Origin of the sequence: Maribrevibacterium harenarium, assembly GCF_006385675.1 — a bacterium.
GTDB classification, from domain to species: Bacteria; Pseudomonadota; Gammaproteobacteria; order Pseudomonadales; family Marinomonadaceae; genus Marinomonas; species Marinomonas harenarium.
Genome location: NZ_VFRR01000050.1, coordinates 1 through 17,860, shown reverse-complemented (window position 1 = coordinate 17,860; position 17,860 = coordinate 1). Strand labels below are relative to the sequence as shown.

Annotated in this window: 14 protein-coding genes and 1 pseudogene; 5 read left to right on the top strand and 10 right to left on the bottom strand. The window is 48.2% G+C overall.

What is annotated here, in order from left to right:
• Window positions 1-140: 140 nt before the first annotated feature.
• The gene (locus tag FJM67_RS15525; RefSeq protein WP_140591217.1) at window positions 141-866 is read left to right on the top strand and encodes a diguanylate cyclase; all 726 of its coding nucleotides are present in this window, start codon (window positions 141-143) and stop codon (window positions 864-866) included.
• A 76-nt stretch (window positions 867-942) separates the two neighbouring features.
• Window positions 943-1,746: a UDP-2,3-diacylglucosamine diphosphatase gene (locus FJM67_RS15520; RefSeq protein ID WP_140591215.1), complete on the top strand. Its 804-nt coding sequence runs from the start codon at window positions 943-945 to the stop codon at window positions 1,744-1,746.
• Here FJM67_RS15520 and FJM67_RS15515 read toward each other — a convergent pair.
• From FJM67_RS15515 to FJM67_RS15475, 9 genes are all read right to left on the bottom strand, one after another.
• On the bottom strand, window positions 1,738-2,397 hold the full coding sequence (locus tag FJM67_RS15515; RefSeq protein WP_235890087.1) for a 3'-5' exonuclease: 660 nt from the start codon (window positions 2,395-2,397) through the stop codon (window positions 1,738-1,740). The two genes, FJM67_RS15520 and FJM67_RS15515, sit on opposite strands and share 9 nt — an antisense overlap.
• Window positions 2,398-2,408: 11 nt before the next feature.
• Window positions 2,409-4,274 (bottom strand): DUF294 nucleotidyltransferase-like domain-containing protein, encoded by a 1,866-nt coding sequence (locus FJM67_RS15510; protein WP_140591212.1) that lies wholly within the window; start codon window positions 4,272-4,274, stop codon window positions 2,409-2,411.
• Window positions 4,275-4,379: 105 nt separating this feature from the next.
• A complete protein-coding gene (locus tag FJM67_RS15505) occupies window positions 4,380-5,186 on the bottom strand; it encodes a diguanylate cyclase (protein ID WP_140591210.1) in 807 nt (268 codons plus the stop codon).
• Entirely contained in the window at window positions 5,183-5,557 is a 375-nt protein-coding gene (gene siaC / locus FJM67_RS15500; protein WP_140591208.1) for a biofilm regulation phosphoprotein SiaC, read from the bottom strand. Before siaC ends, FJM67_RS15505 begins: the two co-directional genes overlap by 4 nt.
• A 13-nt stretch (window positions 5,558-5,570) precedes the next feature.
• Window positions 5,571-6,107 (bottom strand): biofilm regulation protein kinase SiaB, encoded by a 537-nt coding sequence (siaB, locus tag FJM67_RS15495; RefSeq protein WP_140591206.1) that lies wholly within the window; start codon window positions 6,105-6,107, stop codon window positions 5,571-5,573.
• Window positions 6,094-8,109 (bottom strand): biofilm regulation protein phosphatase SiaA, encoded by a 2,016-nt coding sequence (siaA, locus tag FJM67_RS15490; protein WP_140591204.1) that lies wholly within the window; start codon window positions 8,107-8,109, stop codon window positions 6,094-6,096. The genes siaB and siaA overlap by 14 nt, the downstream gene beginning before the upstream one ends.
• A gap of 33 nt (window positions 8,110-8,142) precedes the next feature.
• Complete coding sequence (locus FJM67_RS15485; RefSeq protein WP_140591202.1) at window positions 8,143-11,106, bottom strand: bifunctional diguanylate cyclase/phosphodiesterase; 2,964 nt, start codon at window positions 11,104-11,106, stop codon at window positions 8,143-8,145.
• Between the two features lie 209 nt (window positions 11,107-11,315).
• Window positions 11,316-11,507, bottom strand: a complete 192-nt coding sequence (locus FJM67_RS15480) for a YgaP family membrane protein (protein ID WP_140591201.1) — start codon at window positions 11,505-11,507, stop codon at window positions 11,316-11,318.
• A gap of 17 nt (window positions 11,508-11,524) precedes the next feature.
• Window positions 11,525-12,832, bottom strand: coding sequence for an NAD(P)/FAD-dependent oxidoreductase (locus FJM67_RS15475; RefSeq protein ID WP_140591199.1), 1,308 nt, complete (start codon window positions 12,830-12,832; stop codon window positions 11,525-11,527).
• Window positions 12,833-13,269: 437 nt separating this feature from the next.
• Here FJM67_RS15475 and FJM67_RS15470 point away from each other — a divergent pair, with 437 nt between their 5' ends.
• The 3 genes from FJM67_RS15470 to FJM67_RS15460 all read left to right on the top strand — a co-directional run bounded on the left by FJM67_RS15470 (window position 13,270) and on the right by FJM67_RS15460 (window position 17,124).
• Window positions 13,270-14,586 carry an aminotransferase class I/II-fold pyridoxal phosphate-dependent enzyme gene (locus tag FJM67_RS15470; RefSeq protein WP_140591197.1) on the top strand — a complete coding sequence of 439 codons (1,317 nt, stop codon included), beginning with the start codon at window positions 13,270-13,272 and terminating at the stop codon, window positions 14,584-14,586.
• Window positions 14,587-14,742: 156 nt separating this feature from the next.
• Window positions 14,743-15,840: a carboxynorspermidine decarboxylase gene (nspC, locus tag FJM67_RS15465; RefSeq protein ID WP_140591196.1), complete on the top strand. Its 1,098-nt coding sequence runs from the start codon at window positions 14,743-14,745 to the stop codon at window positions 15,838-15,840.
• A 39-nt stretch (window positions 15,841-15,879) separates the two neighbouring features.
• Complete coding sequence (locus tag FJM67_RS15460; RefSeq protein ID WP_140591193.1) at window positions 15,880-17,124, top strand: saccharopine dehydrogenase family protein; 1,245 nt, start codon at window positions 15,880-15,882, stop codon at window positions 17,122-17,124.
• A 62-nt stretch (window positions 17,125-17,186) separates the two neighbouring features.
• On the opposite strand, the pseudogene FJM67_RS15455 reads toward FJM67_RS15460, so the two are convergent.
• Window positions 17,187-17,807, bottom strand: a pseudogene (locus FJM67_RS15455) (transposase); the annotation flags it as partial.
• Window positions 17,808-17,860 lie beyond the last annotated feature (53 nt).

Sequence of the window (17,860 nt, the reverse complement as noted above, 5' to 3'; positions counted from 1 at the left end):
AATATCTACCCCACTATCTCAGCTGGTTCCGGTATATGAAGCAGAATGAAAAGTCAGATCAAGGTCTGCTGTTTGCTGCTATGACCAACACCTAACTACAACACAGCCATATACATACAGTAACATAAAATCAGCAACAGTTGCAAACCCTACTCACGGAACAAGATAGCGATGTGGTTAACAACGACATCCTGATCGTGCGCGGCGGTTATTATTTAGGTACAGGGCATCTGAAAGACCTACTGAAACGCATCACCGAACTTAAAATCCAGAATGCTACCTACTCGAACCCGTTAACTCTGCTACCGGGCAATGTACCCATTCATCGGGAAGTAGACCGACGCCTGAGCAACGGCGATGATTTTTTTGTCGCCTATTTCGATTTAAACGATTTCAAACCTTTTAACGACTACTTTGGTTATGCCAAGGGCGATACGGTTATCCAAATGCTCGGAAGCATCATTAAAGAAGAAGTCACCGGTGACAACAACTTCATTGGACATATCGGTGGCGATGATTTTGTGGTGGTATTCGGAGACCAAGACTGGCAACAACAGTGTGAACGGATTCTTAACAGCTTCAATAACAATGTGCTGGAGCTGTACGATGAAAATACTCGCCGCGAAGGGGGCGTATGGACCAAAAACCGTGAAGGGGAACTGCGCTTCCACCCGATTCTGTCCCTCGCTATCGGCGTGGTAAACCCCAATCCCTGCGAGTCCGATAGTCACCACTTTGTGGCAGAGCTCGCCGCCAAGGCGAAAAAGTCCGCCAAGCAGAAGGGAGGTAATGTTGTCTATTTGCAACCTTATCAACACGGCTACACCGGCAGCTCGCGCGCAGTAGACAATCGCCTTGAATTCTAACAAAAACTACATCTAGCTTTCATCGTTTCGTCACCTCTGCTGCCTAATCTTGGCGTTATCGACAGAGGTGATATAGATGAAAAGAACCTTCCGCTCCGTTTTTATATCCGACGTACACTTAGGTACAAAAGCCTGCCAAGCACATCACTTGCAAGACTTTCTGCAACAAATTACCACTGATCGCATTTATTTAGTTGGCGACATCGTGGATTTAATCGAAATGCGTAAGAAGGCGCATTTTCCCCATGAACATCAACGCATTATCGAGACCTTATTACATAAGGCAGCCAGCGGCACGGAAGTGATTTATATCCCCGGTAATCACGATGCTTTTTTTCGCAAATTCTGTGGGCAAACCCTATCTGGTGTTCGCATTGAACGACAGACGATCCACACCACCGCCGATGGTAGACGCTTTTTAGTCAGCCACGGTGATGAGTTCGATCAGTTAGTGAAAATCTCACCGGTGATGCTCGCCATTGGCGATCAAGCCCATGGTTTTATGCTCGCCGTCAATCGCCACATCAATCGTATACGACGCTGGCTTGGTTTGCCTTATTGGTCACTGGCTGGTTTTATCAAAAGCCATATCGGCAAAGCACAGGAGTTCATCCAGCGCTTTGAAACCGCGGCTATTAAGTCCGCTAGGAGTATGAAGCTAGATGGTTACATTGGCGGCCATATTCACTTTGCCCGATTCCAACTGCAAGACAATACCTTGTATTGCAATGACGGCGATTGGGTAGAGCATTGCACCGCTCTGGTGGAATCCCCCAGTGGCGAGCTAAGCCTGATTCATTGGTCTGAACAACCAAGACATTTGGCAACAGAACCTGCGACAGTGAATACCGGGGCGCAACCACACCCCGCTTTAAGTTGACTTACTCTGTAAGCGTGTCAAACCACCACCCGCCTTAGTGAGTTCCATCAGCGTTGGTGAGGTGGGTTGGTGAGCGATTTGCGCTAATAGCAGCTCAGCGGTGGCAAGGGCATCGGTTAGGGCATCGTGACCATTGTAGTCCGGTAAACCATAGCGTTCCCGACAGGCTCCTAAACGGAATCCCCCTTCTTGAATAATCGCACCTTTGCGTTCCGCCTTAGTTCGTTCTAATGCCAGCGTATCAAGCCACTGCACGGATAAATCTGGCATCGGTTGCGTCCCCCAAAGACGTTTTAGGAAACCCAGTTCAATAGGGGCATGGTGAGCCACGAGCACTTTGCCCTTTATCAATTGACGCAAGTAACGTAGTACACTCGCTTGGTTACGCCCCAGTTCTTCCACATCTTGATCGGTGATCATATGTATCGCCACCGTTTCCGGGTCTATCTCGGCCCCTTGCAACACAATGTGCTGGGCACTATCCAGTAAAATAGCGCCATTTTCGACCAATACCCAGCCAAGACTGACCACCTGATGCTGCTTCGGGTCCAGCCCGGTGGTTTCCATATCCAGTACCATGTAGGTCCAATTTTTCCAATCTGTATCCGCCTGTTTGCGGTGTTGGTGCCAATCGGACAGAGCACGTAACATGCTTTTAACCATTAGGCGTAACCCCGTGCAAAACGTTGCTGGGCAGCGCTTTGCCCCTCGGAAATGATGGCAAAGGTGGCTTTCAAGTGTTTACGCTCCAGCGGGCTTAGCTCACTCGGGTCCACATAAGCACTGGCTTCCCCATGGGCTTGAAAATGGCGGCGTTGGGCTTCTAACCGTAGCCCATTAAGCTCGTCCCAAGCTTCCATTAGGTTACGTGCCACATCACTGGACAATAGCTTTTCCCGGGAGGCCTGCTCTAGCCGTGCTTTGGTAGACACTTTATAACGCTTACAAGCCAAGCCATAAATGCGCGCTAAATCGTTAATCAGAGCAAGACCTTGATGTTTCAAATCCATTTGATGTTTATGTTCGCCAGAGGATTCCAGTAGGAAGTTACGGAAGAAGCCGATGGGAGGCTTAGAGGTTAAGGCGCTCTTGGTCAAGGTCGCATGGAATAGGCTGTTCTTGGCGACTTCCGCCTGCATGGCGACAATTACTTCATCCACTGGCTCTTGGGCGCCATAGACACAGCGGATATCAAAGAAAATGCTCGCCTGCAGCAGCGCACTAGGGGCAGAGGACTGCACCCAATTGATAAACTCCTTCTTCCAGCCCTCTTGGGTGAGCCGCCATTTCGGGTTGGTTGCCATAATATTCCCAGGGCAAAGCTTAATGCCGCACTGGGCGAGACCGTCACAAATAAATTCAGAAATCTGGGCAAAGTAGGCCGCTTCATCGGTCGTGGGAGTCCGGGAGAGCATCAAACCATTATCCTGATCGCTACCCAAGGATTGATCCTGACGCGCTTGGGAACCAAATACCAAAAATTGGAATGGCATGGGAGGGCGACCAAATCGCTCGAAGGCCAGCTCTATCAAGCGCCGGGTGAGGCTATCACTGATGGCAGCAATGACTTTACCCAAATCGGACGGCGGCATATCGGTAGCAATCAAATTCACCACTAGAGTCGGGAACTGGCGACATACTCGCACCAAGTCTGCAATGCTGTTTTGCCTATGTAACTGGTTGATCAAGAGGATTGGGCTCAACTCCTGATGACGCAACAAGTCCGCTGCGGTTAGCATGCCAACCGGCGCTTGCTGGCTATCTACAATCGGCAAATGGTGAATATTATGCTCACTCATCAAGGTCTGGGCTTGCATGACTAAGTAATCCTCCCCTAAATAGGCAGGATCTTTGGTCATAATTTCCGCAAGAGTAACATCCGCAGACAAGCCCACCGCCAACACCCGAGAGCGCAAATCTCGATCCGTAACGATGCCAACCAGTTTGTTATCCTCAACCACCAGAATTGAGCTTACCCGAGCCTCTGTCATGGTAGCCGCTGCGGCTTGGATCGTATCTTTTGGGGTTGCCGTTACCAACGCACGGGTCATGACCTGCTTAATCGGTGTCGACAGTTGCAGCGCCGGCGTGGCAAGGTCAGCCGCTTCGGAGCGAGAAAGTTTGCGTAAACGATTAGTACGGGTGTGGGTAAAAAACAGGGCAAAATCTTCATCGGCTTGCATCACCTGCTGAAAGCCATCTCGCTTAAAGCGGTAAAACAGGCTGTCTTCTAATACGACAATTTGTAACCCTTCCGGGTTTTCTTCCAAGACAGTGGCAACGCCGAAGCACTCCCCGTCTGCGATACGGTCCACCAAGGCACCTTGGGCCGAGCGAATTTCACAGGCGCCACGACGAATTAGGTGCAATGTAGCCAAATCACCGGTCAGATTGAGTTTTTCACCCTGACGGGCGTAGGTGACTTGAACACCTTGAAGAAGCTGTTTTTGCTGGGCCGTGGTTAAGCCAGAAAAAGGAGGAGTACTATCTATGAATTTGAGAACTTCCGGTATATCAATTGCCGCCATGAGAGCACCCTGTGATTGTTGTTGTCGGGATGCTTTCATCTTCGTCTATTGCGGACGGCTTACACCAGATAAATAAGACTAATGTCTAACACTTAATCGTCTTGATTAAGCATATACAGCAGTGTTTTCACTCAGGTCAGTACAGATACAGCCACGACCACTGTTCTTCGCCTGATACATGACCTGATCGACACGACCAATCAGACTATCCACCGTATCACCGGGGAAAAATTGCGTCAGACCCACACTGATACTGGTACGAATAACGGCACCGTCAAAAATATCGATTTCGCTGGATCTAACGGCCTTAACTAACTCATTGAGACAGTGAATCACGTTTGCTTGCGGTTCATCATTAAACAGAATAATAAACTCTTCCCCACCCCAACGAGCCAATGTTCCTCGGTCACCTAGGGTGGATAACATGATATCGCTGATCATCACGAGGACTTCATCACCCGCTAGGTGACCATATTGGTCATTAATACGCTTAAAGTAATCGATGTCCACCATCGCCACTTTGAGGTCATCATGGCCCTGTTCCACTTCCCGAGACAGCAAACGCATCATACTGCGGCGGTTGGGTAGATCGGTCAGTTGGTCAATGGTCGAAGCTCGCTCCAATTCTTGGTTAGCTTCTCGCATGGCGTGCTGGTAGCGGTCTGAGATGCGTGCCATTTTTTCTAACTGACGCAAATGCTTGTCAAAACGAGCTGCTAAACTGCGTTCTCGGCGCAACATCATGTCCTGGTAGGCATCGGACATTTTGATGACTTGTTCGGCACGTTGCCACTGGGTTTGATTGTACTGCCATAAATCATTCAGCACTTCATACAGTGGGTTTTCCTGATTACTGGAATTTTCTAACGCGGCCTGTACCCGTTGCTCCAACGCTTTAACATCTACTTTCATTCTTCACCTATGATGTTGAACGAGAAACTACAGTCTTCTTTAAACTCTTCCGCCAATTCCGCCACACGCTCATTTTCGAGATCGTAACGCCAATTTACCGTGACATCTTTACCAGCCGTATGGGCTTCTTCCAGCATATCAAAAATATCCATCATGATTTTGATACTGCTGGTATTCAGGTAAAGCAATGAAAGTTCTAATACCAGATTACTCCGGTTTTCTAGATAACTGCTTACCCACTGCACCAGTGGTTCATAAAATTCGAAGGAGTTCTCTGGATAAGAATCCCCTTCCATAAATACGCTACCACCAGCAAAATCCGTTTCAATGAGCGGTGTGGAAGAGGTTGCGGCAATATTAATATCATTCATAGAATTACGAATCTCAAATTTGTACAGAAATGCTTAAAAAGGCGAAGCCATCGTTTAGAGGTTTAAGGCTAGCTTGTATCGGTGCCGTGGCCTTGCGAGCCATATCAATCAGCCCTAGACCTGCTCCGGTGGCGGCTTCTTGATCCCGTGGCTGACGCAACTGTTGTTTGTAGCGTGATTTTAGTTCAGTTTTATCTAAACTGGCTAATTCTTCAACCTGCTTTAATAAAAAATCACCATCTTCGCGTCTTACCATATTGCCAGCCGCGACATGGTAATGCCCATCTCTAAAACTCACCATCACAGTGGCGGTATCCGCCCCGGAAAACTGATGATCTCTGGCGTAGTGGCGAATATTTTGGGTGAGCTCAATGTATACCGCAAAAACATCCATAGCCGAGCCGGGGGATGTTTGCTCAGTTTTCATATAATTGCGCAGTGCGTTGCCAATTTCTTCGATCAAACTTCGCGAAATTGGACCATTAAAACACAGCAATATTCTCTCTTGGTCGAAGTGCTCTCTCAGACTATAAAGATCAGGTGCTAACATGTTGTTCCTCCTTTCCTATGCCAGTGACTCGGAACATCAATAGCGTAATATCATCACGCTGGGAGTTGTCCCCCATATATTCGAGCAAAGACTGTTCTAACTGTTGTATCTGATCATCAAGACCCAGTTCGCTACACTCTAGCAAAAGCTGCTCAAATCGTTTATTGCCAAATCCAAAACGCTTGGACCCACCGGACTGATCCAAGAAGCCATCTGTTGTAAGACAGAAAGTAGCATTGCGGCCATCTATTTCAACGTTCTCAAATTCACCAACCTTGCCATCCGCTAACGCTCGACGAGATGCTTTAATCCGCTCTACTGCACCATTGATCACCCGATATAAAGGTATTTTCGCACCGGAAAAACGCAGCTTGCTACCTTGCTTAGGAATAAACACTAGACCCGCATCGGCATTTGTTGCCACGCGGGCCGACACAGATTCTTCATTCAGCATGTTTCTGACCGTGCTATCTATATGTTGTAGCAGCTTAGCAGGATTTTGCACCCCTAACTCATGAATGGCTCGGTCTACCGCAGCTCTAACCAACATGGTCATTAATGCGCCCGGCACACCGTGACCGGCGCAATCAATAATCCCGACGAGATAACCATCTTGATGGTCATGGAAAACATAGAAGTCACCGCCAACCACATCCCTTGGACGCCACAACACACTGTAACCTTGGCCAAGACGCTGACTCATTACGCGGTCAGGCAAAATTGCCTGCTGGATCAAACTCGCATAATCAATGGAGTCCCCCAACTTGCGATTGGCTTCTTGCACTAAGCGATTGCTTTGCTCCAATGCCAAGGTCCGCTCTTTTACCTTTGCCTCTAGCAGTGTGGTGTGCTCCGCAACCTGCGCTGCCATTTTATTGAAGGCTCGACTGAGATCACCCACTTCATCATCATGATAAGTAGGGATACGCACCTCATAAGCCCCACGGGCAATGGCATTAGCAGATTGTTGCAACTGACGAATCGGACGGATAATTAGACGCTCCACTAGAAAGGCCACCAACCCAAGCACTAATAGAATCAGCAACACAAACAGCGCGCCGATCCCCATTAACATATCGGTATTCAGCAAGCGCACATCTTCTAAACTCACGCTGGTCATCACCAACCAGTCTAATTCTGGAAGATAGTGAGCGGCTAATAAGTGGTCTTTATTATCTAAACGCAAGCTTTTGATAACAATTGCACCACCAGTCTTAGCTTCTTTTATAAGGTCATTCACTGCCTTTATGGAAGCGTTGCCATCAACAAGGGAGTAAATTGAGCCACCTTCATTGCGTGAATTGATGTCATCGAAAGCAATCAACGAGCGGTCAGGATGGACTTTAATAGCTCCTGTCGTGGCCTCTAATATAAAAGGCTGAACACCCGGAGCGGGAGATTGGGTAAATTCTTTTACAAATTCATCGAGGGCAAAGCCCGTGCCTGCAATCCCTAGAAAGCGCCCGTTATCTTGCACCCGGGCGTTTATCCATATTTTGGTTAGATTGAGCTGTTCGCTGTAGTCAATATTGATATCTAGTGGCAGTTGACCGTCTTTGAATTGAAAATACCACCGATTGGTGATGTCTGATTCGGAAAGTTGGTAACGTGGTGTGCCGTCGACGGGGAGTTGATTATCGTAAAAATGATAGTTAAGGTCGGCATCTGCCACAAAGAAGAGAGTTTGGTTCGAGAAGGCCTGCTTAAAACCATTCACATCTTGATAAAATGCCGCCGTCACCGAATTGGCAGACGGTGACGCCATCCACGCTTTTATCGAAGATAAATCGACAAAGCGTTCTACTAGCGCAATTTCACGACGAACGGGCGTCAGAACTTTCTGATAGTTCAATTCGGTGAAATTGGTGACATAGGTGCGAGCAGAGTACTCACGGCCTTCACTAATCAGCAACCAACCAATGAGCAAGGCAGCAATAGTTACGATCAGTGCTGTGATGCTTAATGCGATGACGGATTTCCACCGCAGTCCCCAACGAGCCAAGATGACAGTCCTTCTAGGTAGATTACCCCGTCATCATACCTGTTTAACAAAAGAACCTATAAGTATTTTTTCTTCTAATGGCCGAGACAAACCATAACCTTGAAATAAGTCACATCCCTGCTGTTTCAACCACTGGAACTGAGCATCTTCCTCAACCCCTTCAGCGATAACCTCCATGCCTAAGTTATGCCCCAACCCGATGATAGAAGCAGCAATCGAAGCCCCCCGCTTGCTGTCCATCACCCGCGCAACAAACGACTTGTCGATTTTGAGTTGATCGATAGGTAACTGCTGTAAATAGGATAGAGAAGAATATCCCGTACCGAAGTCATCCAATGAAATGAGTACACCCAACTCTTTCAGTGAGCGCATTTTTTGAATCACGTCTTCTTGATCATGCACGAGCATACTTTCGGTAAGCTCAAGCTGGATCAGATGGGGTGGCACTAGGGTATGAGCAAGAGCTTTACCCACCTTGTCGATAAAGTCCTCTTGGGCAAACTGCATCGCACTGACGTTAACCGCCATGACCACATCATCAAGATAACCCTCTTTTAACCAACGCGCTTTGGTCTGGCAGGCCGCCATTAGTACCCAATCCCCAAGTGGCAAGATCAGGCGTGACTCTTCAGCAAAGGGGATAAATTGCCCCGGCGGTATCATGCCTTTGACTGGGTGTAACCAGCGTACCAATGCCTCAACACCGACCATTTTTCGCTCTGCATTCCATTGGGGCTGGAAATGCAGCAAAAACTCGTGATTCATCATGGCACGACGTAAGTCGCTATCCATCTCAACCCGCTCCAAGATACGTTGTTGCATTTTGGGCAAGTAGAAACAACTTTGATTACGCCCTGCGCCTTTGGCTTCGTACATGGCAAGCTCTGCCTGTTTGATAATATCCAAGGCCACCGCGCTGTCTTTACCAAAGAAACAGATACCAATACTTGCAGTCACATTGCAGGTGATATCTTCAAGTTCAAAAGGGGTTGCCATGACATCCAAGATACGATTCGACACATGACGAGCCCGGTACGCGATACGTTCTGGGCTCATGGAAGCATCCACGTCTTCGAGAACAACCACAAACTCATCCGCACCGAAACGGGCAACAATATCTTTGGGACGTACCGAATCCAATAGACGGCTAGCGGCCTGCTGTAGCAATAGGTCGCCCATGTTGTGACCATATACATCATTGATGACTTTAAATTCATCGATATCGATAAACAATACCGCACTACGACGTAACCCCAAGTTGACATCATCGATCAAGTGATCCATTTCTTCTAACAGTAGGGTTTTGTTAGGAAGCTGTGTCAGTGGGTCGTAATAATGCAGCTGCTGAATGCGCCGTTGGTTAGCCTTCTCGTCGCTAATATCTCGGAACGTCGCCACAAAATGTGTTATCTCTCCGGCGCAGTTTTTAACACTGGAGATACTTAAGCGTTCTGGGTATATCTCCCCATTTTTACGCTTGTTCCAAATTTCCCCGTGCCAAGCGCCCTCTGTCTCTAAACGCTGGTTCATCATCTGGTAGAAATTATCGTCATGGCGCCCAGAACGGAGAATATTGGGGCTGCGCCCAATCACTTCTTCTTGTTTGAAACCAGAGATCCACTCAAAAGAGGAGTTAACACGGATGATTTCATGGCGTTTATTGGTAATTAGAATGCCGTCTTGACAGTTAAACGCTGTTGCTGCGATCTGCAGATCTTCTTCTGCTTTATGGCGCTCGGTCACGTCTCGCGCCAACACCACATAATAAGGGCGCTCCACATTAGGCTGGTTATAGACAATCGACAGCTCAAACCAACGCTTTTGATCCCCATGATGAACATCAAACACGATCCCCCGCGCCTGACCAACAGTGCGAGCGTGATTTAGCGCGGATTCAAAGGTAGAGCGAGCTTGCTTTGAGAACATGGCTGCCGCAGTCGCACCGACTCTAAATACAGCCAAGTGGGCCGCTTCGTCTTGAGGCGTATGTAAGAAGGTAATGATGCCATCTTCATCAAGCTCCAACAAATAGTCAGGCAGCGCTCTTAGGGTACTCAAATGACGATGATTGGTCAGGTCCATCTGAGCAGTACGTTGTTGCAACAGCTGCCGCAATTCTTCACGGTTGATCTTTGCTTTACTCGCTAACCAAGCGAGTCGCGCCAATACCAGCGCCACAGCAACTACAATCGCGATACCATTTAACGTACGACTCAGTGGCAGCCATCCTTGCTTTGGCACAATCCCAAGACCCCAAGTGGAATTGGGTAGCGAAATTTGCACCGTAACAGGGTCAACTAACGATTCTAACCCAGCATTGCTAGCCACCGTAATATTGTCTAGTACCGCTTCGTCTCGTAAGCGCACCAAACGATAGAAATAGCCTTGCTGTTCAAGTGATTTAATATTCGAGTGAGCCAATAACTCTGAAAGTTCAATAACAACATTAGTGAACCCCCAGAAAGCATCATTACCCCAGCGGTCATGGACACGCACAGGAAGACGCCCGACGACACCAATACCACCCTGAACGAGCTCCAAGGGGCCAGCCAGTGTTAACTTTTGGTCAAGTCTAGCTTGGACGACCTCCGCCCGTTGCTTTTTGTCTTCAAGCTGATTGAAATCTAACAGTGCCTCATTGCCTTCTAGAGGGTATACCTTAGTGACAATGCCGCCAGGGGAAAGCGAAACGGAGGATATACTGGTGTGACTCTCAAGTATGCTTTCAGCCACATCGTCAAACCAATAAGTGTGCCCACCAAACTCTTGCACCAGTGCGCCCAAGGTATAATTCGCAGACACATTTTGGATAATCTGGTTTTCGATGAGCGAAGCTTTATTCTGAGCAATAATTAGCGCATCGGCGCGCTGAATCTCTTCGTATTGCTCGTTACTCTGATTCAGAACTAGGAAACCAACCAGTAGCGAAGCTGCGAATACGCTAAAACTAGAATAAGACGCGTGGCGGGTAATGCGATGAAATAAGCTTCGAGCCATGTTGTAGGATGCCGAGGTTCCTGAAGAGAAAGCTGTGTAATCTTTTGTAAAATTCTATACAAGCAAAGTATAACACTAGTTCTATCAAATGCAGATGACTAGCTAAACCAGAATGCAAAATCTCTACCATTTGATGCAAATTGTTACAAAAAAGCCATACCGCGACACTAGACATCACAGGTATGGCTCAAACTGAAGAACTATTACACTTAGTTACATTTCTTGCAGGTACGAATCCCCAGTACTGTGTAAAGCGGACACACCGATACTATCCCTGTCACCAGTGGCACTAGACCGATCCAACCCCACATCCCAATTTGGCCCGTTAACGCTAACAAGGTTAACGTTCCACCCAAGCCAATTCGCAATACTCGATCCAATCCACACATATTTGCTTTCATAACAGCTCCGTTATTGGTTAAGCACTTTGTAATTGCCGCGGTGGCTGGGCGCTAATTTGCGGCGCAACAAGCCATTCGTGGCCTTTCAACATTCCTTGCCAGTAGACCCAGGGCAAGGTTTTTTCTTTCAACAACCAAGCTAAATAACTTGGCTGAGTTCCATCGATAAACCAGGTAGGAAAAGAGGGTTTGACCTTTCCACCATAACAAAACTCGGCGAGTACGATCTTGCCCCGTTCTACCGTCAGAGGGCAGGAACCATAACCATCGTAAATGGCTCTCGGCGACTGTTTAACCAAGACAGACAACACGTTTTCAGCCACCACAGGAGCCTGAGCCCGTACCGCTGCCGCGGTTTTCGCGTTCGGGGTGTTCGTGCCATCCCCAAGGCCAAAAATATTGTCATAGCGCTTGTGTTGCAGGGTGTCTGGGTAAACGTCAAACCAGCCAGCATCGTCGCTCAACGGGCTATTCTTGATAAAATCTAGCGCACATTGGGGCGGACACACATGCAACATATCGAACTCTTTCTCGATACGAGTTTTGTTGCCGTCCGCGTCGGTGGTTTCAAAGGTAGCGATTTTGCGCTCGCCATCCACTGCCACCAAATTCTGTCCCAGACTGAGGTTAATGTCGTAACGATCAATATAAGACATTAACGCCGGCACATAATCCGCCACACCGAAGAGCACACCTCCGGCGTTACAGAACTCCACATCGATATCTTTCAAAATGGCTTGGCGCTGCCACTCACTACAGGACAGATACATGGCTTTTTGCGGTGCCCCGGCGCACTTAATTGGCATCGGCGGCTGAGTGAAAATCGCTTTACCACGTTTAAGCTGCTGCACATTTTGCCAAGTGTAAGGGGCCGTATCCCAACTGTAGTTGGAGGTGACGCCATTTTTGCCTAAAGTTTCTTTAAGTCCCGGAATCGCCTCCCAATTGAGTTTCAGACCAGGGGAGACCACTAGAGTACGGTAGCCTAGGACTTTACCGTCATCGGTCGACACGGCATTACTGTCTGGATGAAAGGTCGTTACTGCCGCTGGAATAAAGGTCACACCATGGGGAATCAAGCTTGCCATGGGGCGGCGCGTATCTTCACGTTTGAACACTCCACCGCCCACTAAAGTCCAACCGGGCTGATAGGAATGCTCTGAAGCAGGATCAATAATCGCGATGCTTACCCCAGGTTGGCGTTTCAACAAACTGGCCGCAACCGAGATTCCACCTGCTCCACCGCCAACAATAACCACATCAAATTGTTGGCTTGGAGTGACTGATACAGTTTCGGAAGTGGCGTTTTCATTATTATTTTGCATGGGTTGACTCCGTTGTTCTCTCAAATACGTTATGGAACCTCCGTATTACACAACGCTGCATTTTTATAACTATTATTCATATGCTTATAACATTAGACCAAACTAATAATAGATCAAGTTTTAGCCGAATGACAATGGCACAAGGGAAAATTTTGTAACGCTTGGTCGAGTTTGTGTTGTCAAAGCGCTTGGGCTGGCACGAGTTTTTCGCATTACGCTATGCAACAAACTGATTAGAGGCGGAGAAACGCTTTCACCCACATCCTGTCGAAAGACATTTTTCACAATAATTTCAATACGTTATCGAAAGCACTCTCCTTGCCTCCAAAAGCATCAAGAAAAAACCTATAGGCCATCCAGTAATTTACTATTTCGTTTGTTGGGCCAAGCCTGCTTCGATTAGCTAATCAAATAGCATTTAGGAAGACTCCGAACCCATGACGCCTTTACCGACTACTTTACCTAGCCTAGTGACAACCATAGCGGCTGAATCCGGCATCCAATCCTTGGCCAAAGCCTCTATTCGCGAGGTGGTAGCTTTAGTTAATAAACTGGAACAAGCCAGTGGTGTTGACTTTATTCGTATGGAAATGGGAGTTCCGGGCCTCAATGCACCAACTATTGGTATCGAAGCGGAAGTGGATGCCTTGCGCGCCGGCGTTGCTGCCAAATACCCGATGATCGAGGGTATCGCGCCGTTAAAAGCCGAGATCAGCCGCTTTTGCCGTCAATTTTTGAATGTAGAAGTTAAGGCCGAAGGCTGTTTCCCGACGGTTGGCGCAGCCCAAGGGGCGATGGCTACCTTTTTAATCGCCAACCGCTTACGCCCCAATGGCAAAACCTTGTTTATCGACCCGGGCTTTCCCAATCAGAAACGGCAATTGACCTTGATTGGTCAGCAGTATGGCAGCTTTGATGTCTATGCCCACCGCGGGGAGAAGCTACGGACTGCACTAGAGTCCCATTTATGTTCTGGTGAATACACGACTTTATTGTATTCCAACCCCAATAACCCTGCCTGGATTTGCTTTGATGAGCAGGAGCTACAAATTATTGCCGATGTGGCTCACCGCTATGATGTAATTGTTATTGAAGACTTGGCCTACTTCGGCATGGATTACCGCAGCGACTACAGCACCCCAGGCGAGGCACCTTATCAGCCGACGATTGCCCACTACAGCGACAACTACATCCTGCTGATTTCTAGCTCCAAGGTGTTTAGCTACGCTGGACAACGCATTGGCAGTCTAGTGATCTCAGACGCGTTATTTCATCGCCACACCCCACAGCTTGTGCCCTTTACGGGCCAAACCACCTTTGGCAAAGCCATGATTTTCGGGGCGTTACATGGGCTTTCTTCCGGCGTTACCCATTCCACCCAATACGGGCTGGCGGCGATGCTCAAAGCAGCCAATGATGGCACACTACCCTTCTTGGCCATGACCAGAGTGTATGAGCAGCGCGCCCATATAATGAAAAACCTGTTCACCCAACATGGCTTTGAATTGGTATACGATCAGGATAATGGTGCGCCGTTAAGTGATGGTTTCTATTTCACTATCGCCCATCCACAACTCAGCGGCGATGAGCTGATGCAGGCCCTGCTAAGTCATGGGATTAGCGCATTGTCATTAGCCAATACCGGCTCGGAGCAAATCCATGGGGTGAGAGCCTGCGTTTCCCAAGTAACGGACGCACAGCTTGCCACTTTAGAACAACGCTTAACCGCACTGGCGCAAAGCTTGGCAAACTAATCGCTCCCCCTGTCGCAGCGCTAGAATGAGAATTTATAGGCTGCGACAGGCCATTCCCTCTGTACGCCAAACACACAAAAATTCCCCGTTTGTGTGTGGCATTTGGTCATGAAATTACACTAAAATAGCGCGTTTTGAACAGCTGGGCCTGATGCCATGATCAAAACACCCTATTACCTGATAGACAAAGCCAAATTGCTCGAGAACATGAAGAAAATCGCCTATGTTCGTGAGCACTCCGGCGCCAAATCTTTGCTTGCATTAAAGTGCTTCGCCACGTGGTCGGTATTCGACCTAATGCAGGAATACATGGATGGTACGACCTCTTCTTCCTTGTATGAAGTGAAGCTGGGCCGTGAAAAGTTTCAGGGTGAAACCCACGCTTATTCCGTCGCCTATGCCGATGACGAAATCGACGAAGTCATCAGCAACTGCGACAAGATCATTTTCAACACCATCGGTCAGCTAGAGCGTTTTAAAGACGCCAGTGCCAACACCATTCGTGGCTTACGGGTGAATCCGCAAGTCTCTACTTCTGAGTTCATCATTGCTGACCCTGCCCGTCCGTTTAGCCGTCTTGGGGAGTGGGACCCAGCGAAAATCGAAGCCGTGATCGACGATATTTCCGGCTTTATGTTCCACAACAACTGTGAAAACAGTGACTTTGGCCGCTTCGATGACATGCTGAACATCATCGAGGAACGCTTTGGCCATTTGCTTGCCAAAGTAAGCTGGGTGTCTTTAGGTGGCGGCATTCACTTCACTGGTGAAGGTTACCCGCTGGATCAGTTCTGTGCTCGACTCAAGGCCTTCTCTGAGAAGTACAGTGTGCAGGTTTATCTTGAACCCGGTGAGGCCTCCATCACCAAGAGCACCACCCTAGAAGTCACTGTGCTCGATACCCTCTACAACGGTAAGCATTTGGCGATCGTAGATAGCTCCATCGAAGCCCACATGCTCGACCTATTGATTTACCGTGAAACCGCCAAGATGACCCCAAACCAAGGGGATCATGAATACATGATCTGCGGTAAGTCCTGTTTGGCGGGGGATATTTTTGGCGAATTTAAGTTCGACCATGAACTGCAAGTCGGCGAGCGCTTATCGTTCCAAGATGCGGCTGGCTACACCATGGTGAAAAAGAACTGGTTCAATGGCGTTAAAATGCCATCCATCGCAGTGAAACAATTAGACGATACCATCGAGTTGGTACGTGAATTTGATTACCAAGATTTTGCGCAGAACCTGTCCTAATTCTGCCCAATTGCAACTGAAGCTGGAGAAAGCAACGACATGAAAAAAAATGTACTGATTATCGGTGCCGGAGGGGTAGCCCGCGTAGTGGCTCACAAATGCGCCCAACACAATGACACACTGGGCGATATCGCCATTGCCTCACGCAGCGTTGCGAAATGCGAAGATATCGTTGCCAGTGTCCTCGACAAAGGCGCTATGAAAGTTGAGGGCCGCATTCAGGCATATGCCCTTGACGCTCTTGATGTTGCCGCTACGGTTAAACTGATCAAAGACACGAATTCACAAATCGTGATCAACGTTGGCTCTGCCTTCATCAATATGTCAGTACTGGAAGCTTGTATGGAAGCGGGTGTCGCTTACCTAGACACCGCAATCCACGAAGATCCAGCCAAAATTTGTGAAACCCCACCATGGTACGCAAACTACGAATGGAAACGCCGCGATGCATGTAAAGAAAAAGGCGTAACCGCAATCCTTGGCGTAGGTTTTGACCCAGGTGTGGTAAACGCTTATGCTGCCCTCGCTTACAACCATTACTTTGACAGCGTAAGTGATATCGACATCATCGATATCAACGCGGGTAGTCATGGTAAATACTTTGCGACCAACTTCGACCCAGAGATCAACTTCCGCGAATTTACCGGTGTTGTGTACTCTTGGCAGAACCGCCAGTGGAACGTGAACCAAATGTTCGAAGTGAGCCGTACCGATGATCTACCGGTAGTTGGCAAGCAAACTTCCTACATGAGCGGCCACGACGAAGTACACTCCCTATCGCAAAACCTAGACGTACCAAACGTACGTTTCTGGATGGGCTTCGGCGAGCACTACATCAACGTTTTCACCGTCCTGAAAAACCTCGGTCTACTTTCTGAACAGCCAGTGAAGACGGCAGAAGGTTTAGAAGTCGTCCCGCTTAAAGTGGTAAAAGCGGTACTGCCTGACCCATCTTCTCTAGCGCCAGACTACACAGGTAAGACTTGTATCGGTGATGTGGTTAAAGGCATCAAAGACGGCGAAGAAAAAGAAGTCTTCATCTACAACGTCGCTGACCACAAAGACGCTTACAACGAAGTGGGTAGCCAAGGCATTTCCTACACCGCTGGTGTACCGCCAGTGGCTGCTGCAATCTTGGTTGCCAACGGCACTTGGGACTGTGCCGAAATGCGTAACGTGGAGCAACTTGACCCACGTCCGTTCCTAGGTCTATTGAACGAAATGGGCTTGCCAACTCGCATCAAAGACGAAAACGGCGACCGTCCATTCGAATACCAAGCGTAATTTGCCCTAGCAAAATACTCACTTGGTCACCCTCAGAAGCCCAGCACACGCTGCAATGCTGTTCACTTAAGGGGAGCAGCATTGCGATTCACCTGATAACGGGTCTTGTTTATCTTTACCGTCCTAGGTCTGGAAGGCCTAGAACGGTAGTTTATACACAACTCTCCAATACCTGATCTTAGGTGCGCTAAGCGAGTCCCCGTCTTTGATATAGGCTGCGCTTGAGCCATCACAATGAGCTGACTCGCAATATAGCAGTATGCCGCTTTAAAACTTATTTCACTTGGGGCTTTCTGATAAGCAATGGCTGCTTGCCCTGCTTCACGCCTTACAACATTGTAGGCTAGCAATAAACTCCAAACCTCCTGATAAATCAGTTCCACTTTCTTGCTTCTAAGCGTAAGAGCATTATTGTTCATTGAGCTTTTTATATCTCTAAAGCCTAGTTCGATTTCCCAGCGCTCATGGTATAACTCGCTCACCATTTCTGTATTGAATTTCGCATACGGCAAGGAAGTATAAACCGTCTTCTCAACCTCATTGATTTCATAAGTCACAGCGCGGACATCCCAGTATTCAGGTAGGCTTGAATTGCGTTTTCTAGCCTGATCTGAGACCTTCATGCGCAGTAATTTATCCCGTGTGCGTATTTCGGTTTGTCTGGCCACCGATTCCGGTATCATTCAGCCACGCGTTTCGGTGTGATCCGGCCAGTTTGATCTAATCTTCGTTTCCG